We start from the raw sequence: 14,070 nt of genomic DNA, 5'->3' as shown, positions 1-14,070 counted from the left end.
ACGCAAGCGCGATAGAACGCGGCCCACGGTCAAAGATGGGCGCATAGCTCAGCGGTAGAGCACTACCTTGACATGGTAGGGGTCACAGGTTCAATCCCTGTTGCGCCCACCATCTTTGACCGGTGATTTCCCTTATTATTTTCCAATTAAATTGCGTAATATAAAAACGCCCAAGCAGAGTTTTGCTGTTTCGCCGGCCGTAGTTTTGGGGTGAAATCTGTGCCAGATCCGCGCCGTCGGAGGCATTTATGCGTGAAAGCATAGCATCCTAATAAAAAAGAGGCATTGACCCTTCTAGAGTGACATCTGTCCTCTATTTTAGAAGTGCTTTGATTTTGTGGTTAAGTGCACAGGAAACCATATTGCGTACAAAATTTATAAATAAGTACGCATAAGGAAAGCGAATCTGGTTTCCTGTGCCAGGGCGAGTTTTATATTACCCTTCTGTCGTAGCTTTCTTTTTCTTTCCTTTGGGAGTCATTTCTTCAACACGCGCCTTAAAGACATTCAGAAGGCTTTGGTCGATGATTTCGAGAGAATCTGTGCTGATTTCTCCTCCAAAATCCGGCCCAAAATCAAATTTATATTTTGTTTCTTTACTTTCATAGAAATCAAACAGTCTTCCTGCACGTTCTTTTCCGTAATAGATGACAAACTTCCCCTTGTAATCTTTGTATTCTATTGAATCTGTAGCAGAGAAGAGTTCATCTGTGTCTGAGAGAAAAGCTAATCTTTTCTTAGTATATTCAAAAATATAAATTTCTTCTTCTGAAGGGACTATTTCAGGCTCTTTGGTTTGATCACTGTCTGCTTTTGGAAGATCGGCTGCAATAGGTTGCTTTTCAGGTTCTTTGTCTTTTGTAGGCAGGTCCAGTCGTTGAAGTATCCTCAGATTCACAAATTCGCTGAAGGCACTTTTTGTAAGCACAATATAGTCAGTCATGGCTTTGGAGCGGACGTGACTTAAGCCAATGTTTTGTAAAAGTAGCCGAACAAAAGGTTCGCTTGGGTTTTGCGCTAAATCTTCAATTTGTTGGACCAGGTTCTGAAAAACCAGCTTTCTTTTTGCTTCGGCGCCAATATTTTCTGGATCAAAATTTGATTTTTGGAGGCTTTTTAAGCCATCGACAACTGAATCTTCGATTTTCCCTTTGGCAATGTCATGCAAGTCGAAGGAAAGAAAAGCATTGGGGTCCATCATGTTTGGTTCGTCGGAATCCGCATAGAATTCGTAAACCATACCATCTGTGATGACGCCCATTTTGACTGTTGGGGCGGCGTTAAAATAAGAGCGCAATTGTCCTCTGTCGTCTTTAAGAGGAGCGCCTAAGGCCTTACATTCAATTGCGATAACGGGCTCATTATTTTTCAGAATGGCAAAATCCACTCTGTTTTTATATTTGTCAGAGAAGTCTGCATTATGTTCGGGGCAGACTTCATCTGGGTTCATTGTATCGTAACCCAGAAAATTGACGAGCGGCAGCACGAGGAAGAGTTTCGTTGCTTCCTCATTGATGCACTTGGAAGCAACGTTTACCATTCTCTCAGAGAATGTTTTGAATTTTTGGCGAAAATCGTCAGTCATGAGTATTATCCGATAAAAAATGTCGTAAAATCATAAAGCGTCACTTGATATCGCAATTCAAGAAAGAAAATTCTGAAATAATCAAATGCAAATATGTAATAAATATTTTTTGATAAAATTCTAAAAATAAATACCGTTACTGCGAGATGATTTATTTTTAGTCCGTTAAATTGTCCTGCTTCTTCTCGCGTTCTGCCGTCACGCTCAGTCTTTGATAAATACCCAGAGCAAGCACAATGCCTGTGGCGACAAGCAGCAGGGACGCCGGATAGAGAATGGTGACCGGATTTTCCTTGTTGGTTTCAAAAATTCCCACCAAGCCTTCAACAAAAACGGCAATAATGATGGAGGTGATGAATTTTGTCAGACTGGTGCGGGCTTCCCCCAGCGTCTGTTTGCCGCGGGAGAGAATAACCTCTTCTTCCATAAAATATTTGGCGACATCAAAGACCGCCATGGAAATCACGACATAGCTAATGGCATGCACCACAGCCTTCTGGCCGTCCTGCCATGAGTGCAGGAGAGTTTCCACCAGCCCTGACATGCCAAAGGTCGCCAGAAGCACCGCCAACAGCATCAGCATGATACTGCCAATTGCAAATGTGATGCGGGATAAATGGTGCATCTGGAAACTTTCCTCCCTCAGAATGCGTTCAGGCAAAAGCCTGTCCGCATAAAGACGTTTGGAAAGGGGTTCCGTTCCCATAAGGGGACGAGGGCACAGGTCAGAAAAATCATTTCCCCGAAGAGTGGGTGGTCTATTTTTCAAAACCCGTCAAACATCTCGGGCAAACCATCGTGTGCCGGGGGCGTTATTGTCCGGTGTGGCTGGCCAGAGCAGGTGTGGAGGAGACAAAGTGGTTTTTGCCACTCTGTGCGTCCCGCCGTGCCTGAAGAGGCGTGTAGTCCGGTTGTTCCCAGATATAGAGCAAAGTTTTTCGGAGTGTTTCATGCACGGCTTCACGCCACTTTTCATTGATGGGCGTTGTGCCGACAGGTGTCAGAGAGCGTTTCATAGCAAATGTCTTCTGCCGTTTGTGAGCGGAACTGACGGTGTTCTAGCATCCCTTAATGGGGCAGGATGTGACGTTTCTATGAAATAATAGAGGCAATGATTTGTGACTATTTAGAGAAATAACCGTCATACTGGAGACATTATCATCCATTATTTTAAACAATCACAGTATTGGGAGGCTATCATGACAGCATTTTGGGCATACTGGCTTAGTTTGAAAGCTATTGTCCGCAAAGTGCGTGCGTCAGCCCGGGTGCGGTCGGCGCAGCGTCGCAGGGCTCGTCGCGCCTGTTCATAGGCTGCTGATAGTTTTCTTTATCGGATACAGAAAAGCCCCGCCTCCAGAAGAGGACGGGGCTTTTTTAAGCGCCGGGGCCGGAACCCCTGGCGTCAGGCGTTTATTTGCTGTCGCCAGAGAAGGTGTTGCTGATATCTTTGCCAGCCTTGTCACCCCAGTTACCAATGGTTTTACCGGTGCGCTTGCCCCAGTTTTTGGTGGATTTAGCGGCGTCAGAAGTGCCCTCTTTGGTCTTGTCCCATGCCTTTTCGGACCCGTTCCTGGTTTTATCCCAGGCGTTGTTGGTGCCTTCTTTGGTCTTGTCCCAGGTCTTCTCAGTCCCGTTTTTGGTTTTATCCCAGGCGTTGTTCGTGCCCTCTTTGGTCTTGTCCCAGGTCTTTTCGGTTCCGTTTTTGGTTTTATCCCAGGCGTTGTTCGTGCCCTCTTTGGTCTTGTCCCAGGCCTTTTCGGATCCGTTCTTGGTCTTATCCCAGGCGTTGTTAGTGCCTTCTTTGGTCTTGTCCCAAGCCTTTTCGGACCCGTTTTTGGTCTTATCCCACGCCGTATCTGTGGCCTGACGCGTGTTATTCCACGCTCGATTCACGGGGCCCTGTTCTTCTGCATGAGCTGCGGGCAGGCTGAGCGTGAAGGCTGCGGCCCCCAGCATTGTGGTCAGGGCGATCCGGAATGTCGCAAACGTCATTGAAATGGCCTCCATACGTCTTTTGCTACGTTACAAATGTCTTGCCGTCGCTTTATGGCAAATGTGAGATCAGCCCGTGCCGGGAGCATGGCGTGACCTCGTTTTCAGTCTTCAGGCCATAACGCATTGAAGTGCCAGAAGGTTTCAAGTGCGCGGGAGGCAATCCAGCGCTGCTTGCAGAATATAGGCGGCGGCCAGTTGATCCACGACTTCATTCCGCTTGCTGCGGGAGAGGTCGGCTTCCTGAATCAGCATCCGGTTGACGGCGGAGGAGGAGAGTCGCTCATCCCACAGGCAAACGGGCAGGCCGGTCTGGTCGGACAGGGCGGTGGCCCAGTCCTTGCTGGCCTGTGCCGCCGGGCCGAAGGATCCGTCCAGTGAGAGGGGGATGCCCACTACCATTCCACCAATGCCGTGCTTGGCCGCAAGGGCACGGATATGCTCCGCCATGGCCCCCAGCTTGCCGCGTTTTACGGTCTCCAGCGGGGTCGCCACCATGCGTGAGACATCGGACAGCGCCAGCCCCACCTGTTTGCGGCCGGGGTCAATGCCCAGCAGGCGCGCTTCACGGGCCAGAGTGGCGGCGAGGTCGGTAAGGTTGAACAGAGCCATGTCTGCACGGTATGTTGCCTTGCGCCCGATTATGCTAGGGCTTTTTTCCTCCATAGCTGAAGAGAGTCTGCTTTCATGTCGCTCGACCTCGCGACCACCCGACGTATTGCAAAACTGGCCCGCATCGGCCTTGAAGATGCGGAGCTTGAAACCGTCCGCCAGAAGCTGGATGGCATCCTGGGCTGGGTTGATCAGCTCTCTGAGGTGGATGTTGAGGGCGTGCCCCCCATGGTGGGCACCGAGACAGAGGCCCTGCGCCAACGTGAGGATGTGGTGACGGACGGCAACTGCCGGGACGCCATCCTCTCCTGCGCGCCGGAAAAATCCGGCCCCTTCTATACAGTACCCAAGGTTGTTGAATAATGCTGACCGGACTGACGCTCACCGAAGCGCGTGCTGGGCTTGAAGCCCGTAAATTTTCTGCCCGTGAGCTTGCTCAGGCGCATCTGGACGCCATTGGCCGCCTGAATAAGCAGCTGAACGCCTATATTACGGTTCTGCCCGAGCAGGATGTGCTGGCCGCCGCTGATGCCGCCGATGCCCGCTATACCAAGGGTGAAGCCCGGCTGATGGACGGTCTGCCGGTTGGCGTGAAGGATCTGTTCTGCACGAAGGGTGTGAAAACCACCGCCGCCAGCAAAATGCTGGCCAACTTTGTGCCGCCGTATGAAAGCAGCGTGACGGCGCGCCTGCTGGATGCCGGTTCGGTCTTTCTGGGTAAAACCAACCTCGATGAATTTGCTATGGGGTCCGCCAACATCACCTCCGCGTTCGGCTCTGTGCTGAACCCGTGGAAACGTCAGGGTGATGATGCAGCACTGGTGCCCGGTGGTTCTTCCGGTGGTTCTGCTGCGGCTGTGGCCGCTGGTCTGGCACTGGCTGCAACCGGCACGGATACGGGTGGCTCTATCCGCCAGCCTGCCGCGTTTTGCGGGATTGTCGGGCTGAAGCCGACGTACGGTCGTTGCAGCCGCTGGGGCACGATTGCCTTTGCAAGCTCTCTGGATCAGGCAGGCCCGATGACGCGCAGCGTGGCGGATGCCGGGCTGATGCTGGAAGCCATGGCTGGGTTTGATGAAAAAGACAGCACCAGCTCCAACCGCCCCGTGCCGGAATTTTCCAAGGCTGTTGGCAAGAGCGTGAAGGGGCTGCGGGTTGGTATTCCTGCAGAATATCGCGCTCCCGGCATGCCGGAAGAAATTGCCAAAATGTGGGAGCAGGGCATTGCCTGGCTGCGTGAGGCTGGCTGTGAAGTGGTCGATGTCTCTCTGCCGCACACCAAATATGGTCTGGCGACTTATTACATTATCGCCCCCGCAGAATGCTCTTCCAACCTCGCGCGGTATGATGGCATTCGCTTTGGTGAGCGTAAGGACGCTGCCTCACTGGACGGCATTTATGAACGCACCCGTGCGGAAGGCTTCGGCCCGGAAGTGCGCAACCGTATCCTGATGGGCACCTATGTGCTGTCCGCCGGGTATTACGATGCGTATTATCTGAAAGCCCAGAAAGTGCGCACGCTCATCAAGCGTGACTTTGTGCAGGTGTTTGAGCAGGTGGATGTGCTGCTGACCCCCACCGCACCGAGTGCAGCCTTTGCGCAGGGTGAGAACATGGATGACCCGGTGCAGATGTATCTGAACGATATCTTCACTGTGCCTGCGAGCATGGCCGGGGTTCCGGCTCTGTCTGTGCCGGTGGGGCTGGATTCCAAAGGTCTGCCGCTTGGGTTGCAGATTATTGGCCGACATTTTGATGAAGAAACCGTGCTGTCTGTTGGCGGCGCGCTGGAAGCGGCTGCGGGCTTTGCCCACAAGCCCACCCTGCATGCGGAGGCAGGCGTATGAGCTACGTGATTGAAGGCAAAACCGGCAGTTGGGAAATTGTGGTGGGGCTGGAAGTCCATGCCCAGGTTGTCAGCAAATCCAAACTGTTCTCCGGGGCATCCACCACATTTGGGGCGGAGCCGAACTCTCAGGTTAGTCTGGTTGATGCCGCATTCCCCGGCATGCTGCCGGTGATCAACAAGGAATGCGTGGCGCAGGCTGTGCGGACCGGGTTGGGCCTGAATGCCCGCATCAATCTGGAAAGCCGGTTTGACCGGAAAAACTATTTCTATGCGGATCTGCCGCAGGGCTACCAGATCAGCCAGTTTGCCCACCCGATTGTGGGTGAAGGCACGATTGAAATTGAGCTGTCCAATGGTGAAACCCGAAAGATCGGCATTACGCGCCTGCATATGGAGCAGGATGCCGGCAAGCTGATCCATGATCAGGACCCTACCAAATCCATGGTGGACCTGAACCGGGCCGGCGTGGCGCTGATGGAAATTGTGAGCGAGCCCGACATCCGTGAGCCGGAAGAAGCCGGGGCTTATCTGCGCAAACTGCGCCAGATTCTGCGTTATCTGGGCACGTGTGACGGTAACATGGAAGAAGGCTCCATGCGCGCGGACGTGAATGTGTCCGTCCGCAAAGCGGGTGAGCCGTTCCGCACGCGCTGTGAGATCAAGAACGTCAATTCCATCCGCTTTGTCATGCAGGCGATTGAGGTTGAAGCGGCCCGTCAGGTTGAAATCTGGGAAAACGGGGGCGAGGTTGATCAGGAAACGCGTCTGTTCGATGCCGCTCGTGGTGAAACCCGCACCATGCGATCCAAGGAAGATGCGCATGATTACCGCTACTTCCCGGACCCGGACCTGTTGCCGCTGGTGATTGAGCAGGAATGGGTGGACGCACTGAAGGCCGCCCTGCCGGAGCTGCCGGACGCCAAGCGTGCCCGCTTCCAGTCTGAATACGGCATCCCGTTCTATGATGCCGGTGTTCTGGTTGCCGAGCAGGCTGTTGCGGATTTTTATGAAACCGTTGCCAAAGGGCGTGACGGCAAGCTGGCGGTTTCCTGGGTGACGGGTGACCTGTTTGCCGCCCTGAACCGCACCGGCAAGACCATTGAAACCAGCCCTGTCAGTGCGCAAGCGCTGGGCCAGATGCTGGACCTGATTGCGGATGGCACCATCAACGGCAAGATTGCCAAAGAGGTGTTTGAAGACATGGTGGAGACGGGTGAAGGCCCGGAAGCCATTGTGGAGAAAAAAGGTCTGCGTCAGGTGACCGATACCGGCGTGATTGATGCCGCAATTGAGTCCGTCATGACCAAACATGCAGACAAAGTGGCCGAATATCGCTCCGGTAAGGACAAGCTGTTCGGATTCTTTGTCGGGCAGGTGATGAAGGAAACCAAGGGTAAAGCAAACCCTGCTCTGGTGAACGGGGCGCTGAAGTCCAGACTGGACGCCTGAGGCGGTCCGGTCCGGCGGATAAATTTTTGCAGAGCGTTAAAATAACCTGCAAATAAGTCTTTTAGGGGGTTTGACGGAACGCTCAGAACCCCCTAAAAGTATCCCTGCAAACGTCGTGTAAACTTCATACTCTTCTTGCGGAGGGGTGGCCGAGAGGCTGAAGGCGACGGTTTGCTAAATCGTTATACGGGTTAAACTGTATCGTGGGTTCGAATCCCATCCCCTCCGCCATATATCTCCCTGATTTAATTGAATTATTTCTCCCCGCCTCTAACGGTTTTTGTGGGGCAACTCCCCACATAATTTTTGCCTTGTGTGGGGGATTTTGTGGGGACCCCGCTTAATCCAGCACGCCTTGCTCGGAGCTAAACTGAACGCGCTCCTGCTCCTCCACAGTCAAATATCCCAGATAATTTTGCTCAGTCACCTTTACGCTGCTGTGTCCCAGATGGCGCGAGAGGCGGTAAATGTTCCCGTCAGCCTTGAGCTTGCGCACAGCAAAGGTGTGCAGCTGCACCTGACCGACATTAGATAAGAAGTTCGCATAGACTTGGAGGGTTCGAAAAACCCTCTGGTTTTGGGCCTCTCTCTGTGATTCGATATCTTTCGCCTTGATTGGGGGGGGAGGAGATGAAGCAGTCGGGTTTCTTTGATGTTGAGGAGCGGCCTTCGCGATTGAGCGGTCTGGGTGACCAACTCGAAGCGTTTTCCAGGACTTTAGATTTTGAGGTGTTCCGCCCGGAGTTGGACAAGGCACTGGCCTATTCAGACGGGAGCAAAGGCGGGCGACCGCCATTCGATCCGGTGCTGATGTTCAAGATTCTGGTCATCCAGACGTTGAACAATTTGTCTGATAAGCGGACAGAATACCTGATCAATGACCCTCTCTCCTTCATGCGCTTCCTTGGTCTGGGCCTGTCGGACCGCGTGCCTGATGCCAAAACCATCTGGCTATTTCGCGAGCGTCTGACCCAGGCAGGTGCGATCGATGGGCTATTCAATCGCTTTGATACAATCCTGCGCAACGCAGGCTATCTGCCGATGTCAGGCCAGATCCTGGACGCAACACTGGCGGCGTCTCCAAAGGAGCGCAATACCAACGTGGAGAAGGCCGACCTGCGTGAAGGGTAGCCCCCACAGGACTGGCAGGACAAGCCGTCTAAACTATCCCACAAGGACCGTCTTGCGTGCTGGGCGTTGAAATTCACGAAAGCAAAATGGCAGGATGACGGGACGATCCCCGCAACGGATCTCGCCATCCCGTTCTTTGGCTACAAATCCCACGTCTCCATCGACCGGAAGTTTCGGCTGATCCGCAAATGGAAAACAACCGCTGCCCCGACATATCCGGAAATCGAATGCTGGAAAGTCGGTCATCCGATCGCGGGTCGAGCATGTCTTTGCTGACCAGACGTCACAGACCGGGCTGTTTATCCGAACAGTGGGTATCACCCGGCCTACAATGAGGGTCGGGCTGGCCAATATCGTCTATAATATGCGTCGCTTCCTCTTCTTGGAGCGGATCAGCGCAGCAGCATAGCAATCCAGCGGGTGATCTTCCCAGATCTGCTTAAAACGCAGATCAGAAACCATCACGGCAACCATCAATCAGCACACCAAAACTCAAAAATCAGGACAAAGCCGCATCAACCAACGGGTCTTCGATCCCTCCAGATGGTGCGTGTCGCGCTATCCCTGATCTGGACGGATACGGTCAAACTCACCGTGACGTCTAAGGCACCGTGCCGGAGAGTTACATTGCTATTGCGCTGGCCTATGTCGGGCCGATCTGGCAGCCGGTGCGCAACATGGGCACCAAATCGACCACCGGCCTCAATGCTGGGCAGACGATTAACACCGGTATGGCCGGGGCTGAATTTGTGACGACCGGTTACATGCGGCGTAAGGCGTCCATGGATCATGAGTCTCTGGATCTGGCTGACGTGCCGGTGCTGGAACAGATTGTCTATCAGGCAGCCTGCGGCACTAACGTTCTGTTTTTACCTGACCCCGTTGCAGATGCGCCCATGCTGAACATGCGTATCCCCTATATGGCCGCATCCAGCGCGGGGACCTCAGTAACCCGTACGGGGCGGCACTCCGGCAGCAGACGACTTTTACAATTATGGAGCGACTATGACGGATCTGGTTCTGCCGGGCGGCCTGACGCCGGACCCGGCACGCATCTGGCACGTAGCGCCCTTGCATGCACAGGGCACATGGCCGGTCAGGAAGCCCTAGACTATGGCGTGGATTTTTTTTGCCTTTCTTGCCAAGGCAGGGGATACCATCAAGACGCACACTGTCTCCATCATCATGGCAGCAGGCTCAACCTATGACCTCACATCGGTCTGGGATGCCCATGATGAGAGCAGAGTGCTGATGCTGCTGGGGAAAGGGTCACCTGCCACGATGCAGCGGGTGCGCGTGCAGATTATCACCGTGCAGAACAGGCGGTTTGAACAGACGATGCTGCTCTGAATTGTCGATTGCAGCGCCGCGTCCGGAAAGCCACTGATGGTGCGCTCAACGGGAGAGCAACTGACAACACCGGACGGCACGCCCTTGTCCGGCACCGTGACGTGAGGATGTTATGCCAAACACACTACCGCAACAGAAGCCGATGCAGGATCTGGAACTGACGGAAGAGGTCGGGTCTGGCTCCACAGTCGTCGCGCTGGTCAACTGGGGAACGGATGAAGCCCAAGCATGGCCGGCCATGCGTATTCCGGTTGCTCTGCTGGCTCTGTCCGCTGTAGCTGGTCAGAGGGATGCGCCGGGCGGGATAGCAGCTCTCTCTGCCGGTCATAACCTGATGATCGGAGGTATGGAGATTCTTGGTTCACAGGACGATCATGTCCTTATGGCTGCAGACCTTCCGGACACAGACCCCGGTATTCTGGGAGCATGGTATAGCAATGGTGGCGCACTCTGGATTTCAGCAGGACCGCAGGATGATTAAACATTTAGCCCTACTCGCCTTTATGGCTGCACCGTCTCTGGCTTTCGGGCAGGCGGTCCAGATGCGGCCTAATCATACATTGCCGCAATATAGCGCCGTTACCGCGGCCAACAGCAACACAGGTGCATCACGTAGCATGCTGCGCATGGCTGTGCCGTCTGTGGCAGGCGGTTACGCTGCGCTCTGGCCTCCCGGTGGTCTCCGTAAAGATACACGGGTGCCATCGCTCTATGCGGATGGATCGTCCGGCACGCTGGAGCAGATTGGCCGGATGGCGGATGGTTCCGTTCAGCAGACTGATGTTGGGGCAACAGTCGCCCCGTTAGACACTCATAAAATGATGAGTGCCCCCGTTAGCGGTGACAGTTCCGCATCTCCGGTTCTTGCGGCCTCCACCACAACGCCACGGACACAGGCAGACCGGGCCGCTGATAGTCCAAGCGTAAAAGATTTTGGCGCAAGGCTAGACGGCTCCAGTTCGGATCAGACCGCCATTTCGTCTGCTTTTTCTAATAATAAGAGTAACACTATTAGAATATCGTCAGGGGCATGGCCGGGACAGACATGGCGACCACCCGTTACTGGGAACACTAAATTTGTTGACGTGCCAGGATATCTACTCAATCCCCCCAATACATCTGTAACAGATTACGGAATAAATCAGGGCGCAATGAATTTTGGAAATGGTGTGACATCAGTAACGCATGGAGGCCAATATTTCCCCAACTCTATTCTGTATTCTCGTGTTTCTACAGGAGATATGGATACATCTTTTGAGCCTATGATCTCATATAAACAGATTTTAGGTGGCAAATCGTCAAATCCTCAGGGTAATGAGACGATTGATATCGCGACGATCACACTACCAAGCAGCACAGGCTATGCGACTGCACAATTTAATAAGATGTTTTCTATGGGCATGAATTACTATGGGGGGTTTGACGTAAACCACTGGAGCCGGACGCAGGTATACGGCACTAACTGGGCATGGGATAATTTGCAGGAATACGCGGTGGTTGTCCCATACGACTGCCCACCGTCAGCCAGCGCAGACACCACGTTTTGTTCAGAGTATATCATGAATGAAATGGATTATACTGGAACGATTATTGAAGATGATCGCACGGCCTATGCCCCCTCACATCGCCGAGGAACAATTCTGGGGCTGGGAACAGGGCATCTTATCGCAAAGACGGGCGTTGGCGTGACGTGGGAAGCGGGCAAAACTTATCACCGCTACCAGATGATCATCACCTATGATGCACGCAACAAGCCGTATATGTTCCGTGCCCTCCCCAAAGGATACACGGTGCTTCAGCCCAATGGTGACAGTGTGTCTGGCTCCACGCAACCTAGATGGACATTTGGCAACGGGGATAAGATCGAAGATGGAACCGTTGAGTGGACCTGTCTCGGCCCGTATCATCTAGATATCGGAGCGGTAATTTCCATTATGGGTGGTAATGATCCTGCCAATGGCTGGATCGAACGTGTCGGCACGTATCTGACGGCTAATACTGATTACATTTACAATGCCGCCATTGATATGTCTGAGGCGCAGTGGGATCCCGGCAATGAGGTCCATGTGTTCAGTCGTCAGCAGGCTGACGTATATGACGATTTTACAGCAGACGGAACTGCAGCTGGGCAGAACAATCATTTGCTCGGTTATGACAGCAGCCAGAAAGCTCTGACCTACAAGGTCAATGGTGTGCCCGTCCTGAGCGTGAAGGATAGTGGCGCCATCATCTCGTCTGCCCCGCCTCAGATGCCGGTTATGACGCGGGCGCAGATCCGAGCTTATCCGTCTCCCGCCAAAGGGATGGAGATTTATGACAGCGATGATGACACTCTGGTCATCTACACCGCAGCAGGCTGGAAGCTGATGCCGCTTTCTGCCCTACCTGCCAACTGAGCCCAATCTCTCCGACGAGCGAACGGAATATCTGATCAACGACCGCCTGTTCGTCATGCGTTTCCTCGGCCTGGGACTGTCGGACCGGGTGCCAGATGCCAAAACCATCTGGCTGTTTCGCGAGCGTCTGACCCAGGCAGGCACCATCCAGAAGCTGTTCGAGAGCTTGACGCCACCCTGCGTAATGCTGGGTATCTGCCGACGTCCGGCCAGATCCTGGATGTCACGCTGGTGGCGGCACCAAAGCAGCACAATACCAACGCGAAGAAAACTGATCTTTGGGAAGGCCGGATACCCGAAGGCTGGGAAGACAAGCCGGTAAAGCTGTCCCACAAGGACAGGCATGCCTGAAGTTCACGAAGGCAAAGCGGCAGGAGGACGGGACGCTCCCGGCCACGGACCTTGCCCTTCCGTTCTTTGGCTACAAATCGCATGTTTCCATCAATCGAAAGTTTCGACTGATCCGGAAATGGAAGACAACGGATGCCGCTGCCAGTGATGGTGCCAGACTGCGCGAGGGCCTGCTGGATAAAACCAATACGGCCTCAACCGTTTGGGCCGATACCGCGTATCGCTCGAAAGCCAATGAGGACTTCATGGACAAGGAGGGTTTCGTCTCGAAGGTCCACAGGAAAAAGCCGCATCTCAAACCGATGCCCCGACATATCCGGAAATCGAATGCTGGAAAATCGGTCATCCGATTGCGGGTCGAGCATGTCTTTGCTGACCAGAAGTCACAGACCGGGCTGTTTATCCGAACAGTGGGTATCACCCGGGCCACAATGAGGATCGGGCTGGCCAATATTGTCTACAACATGCGCCGCTTCCTCTTCCTTGAGAGGTTGAACGCGAGCGCGTGCCCCTTCCGGTGGCGATACTCCCCCCCCTGAAATCACGAGCCAAGCGCATCAACCAACGGTTCTTCGACGCCTCCATCTCCTTGCTTCATATAATTCCCAAACGAATAGCTTTAGCGACGGCGCCGCAGGTTGTCTGGCTGCGTAATTTCGTGCGTGCTGAAGACAGGTAGAGGCGTATCGCTGCTTCAGAAATGCCGAGTTTTTCGCTTATTCTCTGGGCCATCAGGCCTGCCGCGCAAAGGGCAAGGCAATCTTTCTCGCGCGCCGATAAACGCGGGATATCCTGTTCTGATCGTAGCCCGGCTTTGCGGGCGTGCCATTCATGCAGATAAAGGCCAACCTGGCTGAATGTTCTTGCGTAACAACTTTTGAGAGGCGGATTGAAGGCGTTCGGACCTGTGATGGTCAAGATGCCGAGTTCTCCCCGTAGTCCCCGGAGGGGGATAGTGAGTCCAGATTCTCCCACACCATATTCCCGGGATAAATCCATCACGTGCTGTTCGCGGGGGGTGCGACAGACGATTTTAGACCATTCAAAAGGTAAGGCACTTTCAAAGAGTCTGTTAACGGTCGGGTCATCTTTTAGAAAACCTTTGGAAAGATAGAGTTCCTGCCAGTTCTCATTATATGTTGTAATAAGAGGTGGCGCTTTGCTTTGCTGCGGGATGGAAGAAAGCATGGCGTAAGTCAGGTTTTCAATACCTGAAGATTTTTTGATTTCTTCAATAATTTTCAAAATGTCGTTTTGTGTATCAGACTCGTTTATATCATCAAAAAGACTATCGTTGATGGTGATGATCTGCGGGTCAAATTCTGAGTTCGTCATACAGCACAGACACCATT

14 protein-coding genes, 2 tRNA genes and 2 pseudogenes are annotated in these 14,070 nt (G+C 53.3%); 11 read left to right on the top strand and 7 right to left on the bottom strand.

Features of this window, described 5'->3' with window-relative positions; all coding sequences use genetic code 11:
• Positions 1–37: 37 nt before the first annotated feature.
• A tRNA-Val gene (locus tag ACHQGU_RS13070) sits at positions 38–112 on the top strand.
• A gap of 324 nt (positions 113–436) precedes the next feature.
• Here ACHQGU_RS13070 and ACHQGU_RS13065 read toward each other — a convergent pair.
• The 5 genes from ACHQGU_RS13065 to ruvX form a co-directional block, all read right to left on the bottom strand.
• Positions 437–1,585 (bottom strand): type I restriction endonuclease, encoded by a 1,149-nt coding sequence (locus tag ACHQGU_RS13065; protein WP_395495306.1) that lies wholly within the window; start codon positions 1,583–1,585, stop codon positions 437–439.
• Positions 1,586–1,742: 157 nt separating this feature from the next.
• Positions 1,743–2,210 (bottom strand): hypothetical protein, encoded by a 468-nt coding sequence (locus ACHQGU_RS13060; RefSeq protein ID WP_062142063.1) that lies wholly within the window; start codon positions 2,208–2,210, stop codon positions 1,743–1,745.
• A gap of 187 nt (positions 2,211–2,397) precedes the next feature.
• Positions 2,398–2,601, bottom strand: a complete 204-nt coding sequence (locus ACHQGU_RS13055) for a hypothetical protein (protein ID WP_062247906.1) — start codon at positions 2,599–2,601, stop codon at positions 2,398–2,400.
• A 397-nt stretch (positions 2,602–2,998) separates the two neighbouring features.
• Positions 2,999–3,580 carry an endoglucanase gene (locus ACHQGU_RS13050; protein ID WP_395495305.1) on the bottom strand — a complete coding sequence of 194 codons (582 nt, stop codon included), beginning with the start codon at positions 3,578–3,580 and terminating at the stop codon, positions 2,999–3,001.
• A gap of 144 nt (positions 3,581–3,724) precedes the next feature.
• A complete protein-coding gene (ruvX, locus tag ACHQGU_RS13045; protein WP_395495304.1) occupies positions 3,725–4,192 on the bottom strand; it encodes a Holliday junction resolvase RuvX in 468 nt (155 codons plus the stop codon).
• A gap of 75 nt (positions 4,193–4,267) precedes the next feature.
• On the opposite strand from ruvX, the gene gatC reads away from it, so the two are divergent.
• From gatC to ACHQGU_RS13025, 4 genes are all read left to right on the top strand, one after another.
• Complete coding sequence (gene gatC / locus ACHQGU_RS13040) at positions 4,268–4,555, top strand: Asp-tRNA(Asn)/Glu-tRNA(Gln) amidotransferase subunit GatC (protein ID WP_043550130.1); 288 nt, start codon at positions 4,268–4,270, stop codon at positions 4,553–4,555.
• Positions 4,555–6,039 carry an Asp-tRNA(Asn)/Glu-tRNA(Gln) amidotransferase subunit GatA gene (gene gatA, locus ACHQGU_RS13035; protein ID WP_395495303.1) on the top strand — a complete coding sequence of 495 codons (1,485 nt, stop codon included), beginning with the start codon at positions 4,555–4,557 and terminating at the stop codon, positions 6,037–6,039. The genes gatC and gatA overlap by 1 nt, the downstream gene beginning before the upstream one ends.
• Complete coding sequence (gene gatB, locus ACHQGU_RS13030) at positions 6,036–7,490, top strand: Asp-tRNA(Asn)/Glu-tRNA(Gln) amidotransferase subunit GatB (RefSeq protein ID WP_395495302.1); 1,455 nt, start codon at positions 6,036–6,038, stop codon at positions 7,488–7,490. Before gatA ends, gatB begins: the two co-directional genes overlap by 4 nt.
• A gap of 139 nt (positions 7,491–7,629) precedes the next feature.
• A tRNA-Ser gene (locus ACHQGU_RS13025) sits at positions 7,630–7,721 on the top strand.
• A gap of 109 nt (positions 7,722–7,830) precedes the next feature.
• Here the strand turns inward: ACHQGU_RS13025 and ACHQGU_RS13020 are convergent.
• Positions 7,831–8,007 (bottom strand): hypothetical protein, encoded by a 177-nt coding sequence (locus ACHQGU_RS13020; RefSeq protein ID WP_395495301.1) that lies wholly within the window; start codon positions 8,005–8,007, stop codon positions 7,831–7,833.
• 113 nt (positions 8,008–8,120) lie between these two features.
• Here ACHQGU_RS13020 and ACHQGU_RS13015 point away from each other — a divergent pair.
• The 6 genes and pseudogenes from ACHQGU_RS13015 to ACHQGU_RS12990 all read left to right on the top strand — a co-directional run.
• A pseudogene (locus tag ACHQGU_RS13015) lies at positions 8,121–9,030 on the top strand (transposase).
• A gap of 202 nt (positions 9,031–9,232) precedes the next feature.
• Entirely contained in the window at positions 9,233–9,829 is a 597-nt protein-coding gene (locus tag ACHQGU_RS13010; protein WP_395495300.1) for a hypothetical protein, read from the top strand.
• Positions 9,807–9,971 (top strand): hypothetical protein, encoded by a 165-nt coding sequence (locus tag ACHQGU_RS13005; RefSeq protein ID WP_395495299.1) that lies wholly within the window; start codon positions 9,807–9,809, stop codon positions 9,969–9,971. Before ACHQGU_RS13010 ends, ACHQGU_RS13005 begins: the two co-directional genes overlap by 23 nt.
• A 112-nt stretch (positions 9,972–10,083) precedes the next feature.
• Positions 10,084–10,452 (top strand): hypothetical protein, encoded by a 369-nt coding sequence (locus ACHQGU_RS13000; RefSeq protein ID WP_395495298.1) that lies wholly within the window; start codon positions 10,084–10,086, stop codon positions 10,450–10,452.
• A complete protein-coding gene (locus ACHQGU_RS12995; protein ID WP_395495297.1) occupies positions 10,445–12,367 on the top strand; it encodes a hypothetical protein in 1,923 nt (640 codons plus the stop codon). Before ACHQGU_RS13000 ends, ACHQGU_RS12995 begins: the two co-directional genes overlap by 8 nt.
• Positions 12,357–13,257: pseudogene (locus ACHQGU_RS12990) on the top strand (IS5 family transposase); the annotation flags it as partial. The gene ACHQGU_RS12995 and the pseudogene ACHQGU_RS12990, both read left to right, overlap by 11 nt.
• Before the next feature lie 55 nt (positions 13,258–13,312).
• On the opposite strand, the gene ACHQGU_RS12985 reads toward ACHQGU_RS12990, so the two are convergent.
• A complete protein-coding gene (locus ACHQGU_RS12985; protein WP_062272121.1) occupies positions 13,313–14,053 on the bottom strand; it encodes a LuxR family transcriptional regulator in 741 nt (246 codons plus the stop codon).
• Positions 14,054–14,070 lie beyond the last annotated feature (17 nt).

The organism is Acetobacter sp. KSO5, from assembly GCF_044094635.1.
In the GTDB taxonomy this organism is placed as follows: Bacteria; Pseudomonadota; Alphaproteobacteria; order Acetobacterales; family Acetobacteraceae; genus Acetobacter; species Acetobacter cerevisiae.
Note: the sequence above shows the minus strand (reverse complement) of the source record. Positions and strands in the feature narration are given on the sequence as shown.

What these genes read in the sequence shown, in the direction of transcription:
- ACHQGU_RS13065 (WP_395495306.1), bottom strand. Translation starts at nt 1,585, where the DNA reads ATGACTGACGATTTTCGCCAAAAATTCAAAACATTCTCTGAGAGAATG.
- ACHQGU_RS13060 (WP_062142063.1), bottom strand. Translation starts at nt 2,210, where the DNA reads ATGCACCATTTATCCCGCATCACATTTGCAATTGGCAGTATCATGCTG.
- ACHQGU_RS13055 (WP_062247906.1), bottom strand. Translation starts at nt 2,601, where the DNA reads ATGAAACGCTCTCTGACACCTGTCGGCACAACGCCCATCAATGAAAAG.
- ACHQGU_RS13050 (WP_395495305.1), bottom strand. Translation starts at nt 3,580, where the DNA reads ATGACGTTTGCGACATTCCGGATCGCCCTGACCACAATGCTGGGGGCC.
- ruvX (WP_395495304.1), bottom strand. Translation starts at nt 4,192, where the DNA reads ATGGCTCTGTTCAACCTTACCGACCTCGCCGCCACTCTGGCCCGTGAA.
- gatC (WP_043550130.1), top strand. Translation starts at nt 4,268, where the DNA reads ATGTCGCTCGACCTCGCGACCACCCGACGTATTGCAAAACTGGCCCGC.
- gatA (WP_395495303.1), top strand. Translation starts at nt 4,555, where the DNA reads ATGCTGACCGGACTGACGCTCACCGAAGCGCGTGCTGGGCTTGAAGCC.
- gatB (WP_395495302.1), top strand. Translation starts at nt 6,036, where the DNA reads ATGAGCTACGTGATTGAAGGCAAAACCGGCAGTTGGGAAATTGTGGTG.
- ACHQGU_RS13005 (WP_395495299.1), top strand. Translation starts at nt 9,807, where the DNA reads ATGGCAGCAGGCTCAACCTATGACCTCACATCGGTCTGGGATGCCCAT.
- ACHQGU_RS13000 (WP_395495298.1), top strand. Translation starts at nt 10,084, where the DNA reads ATGCCAAACACACTACCGCAACAGAAGCCGATGCAGGATCTGGAACTG.
- ACHQGU_RS12995 (WP_395495297.1), top strand. Translation starts at nt 10,445, where the DNA reads ATGATTAAACATTTAGCCCTACTCGCCTTTATGGCTGCACCGTCTCTG.
- ACHQGU_RS12985 (WP_062272121.1), bottom strand. Translation starts at nt 14,053, where the DNA reads ATGACGAACTCAGAATTTGACCCGCAGATCATCACCATCAACGATAGT.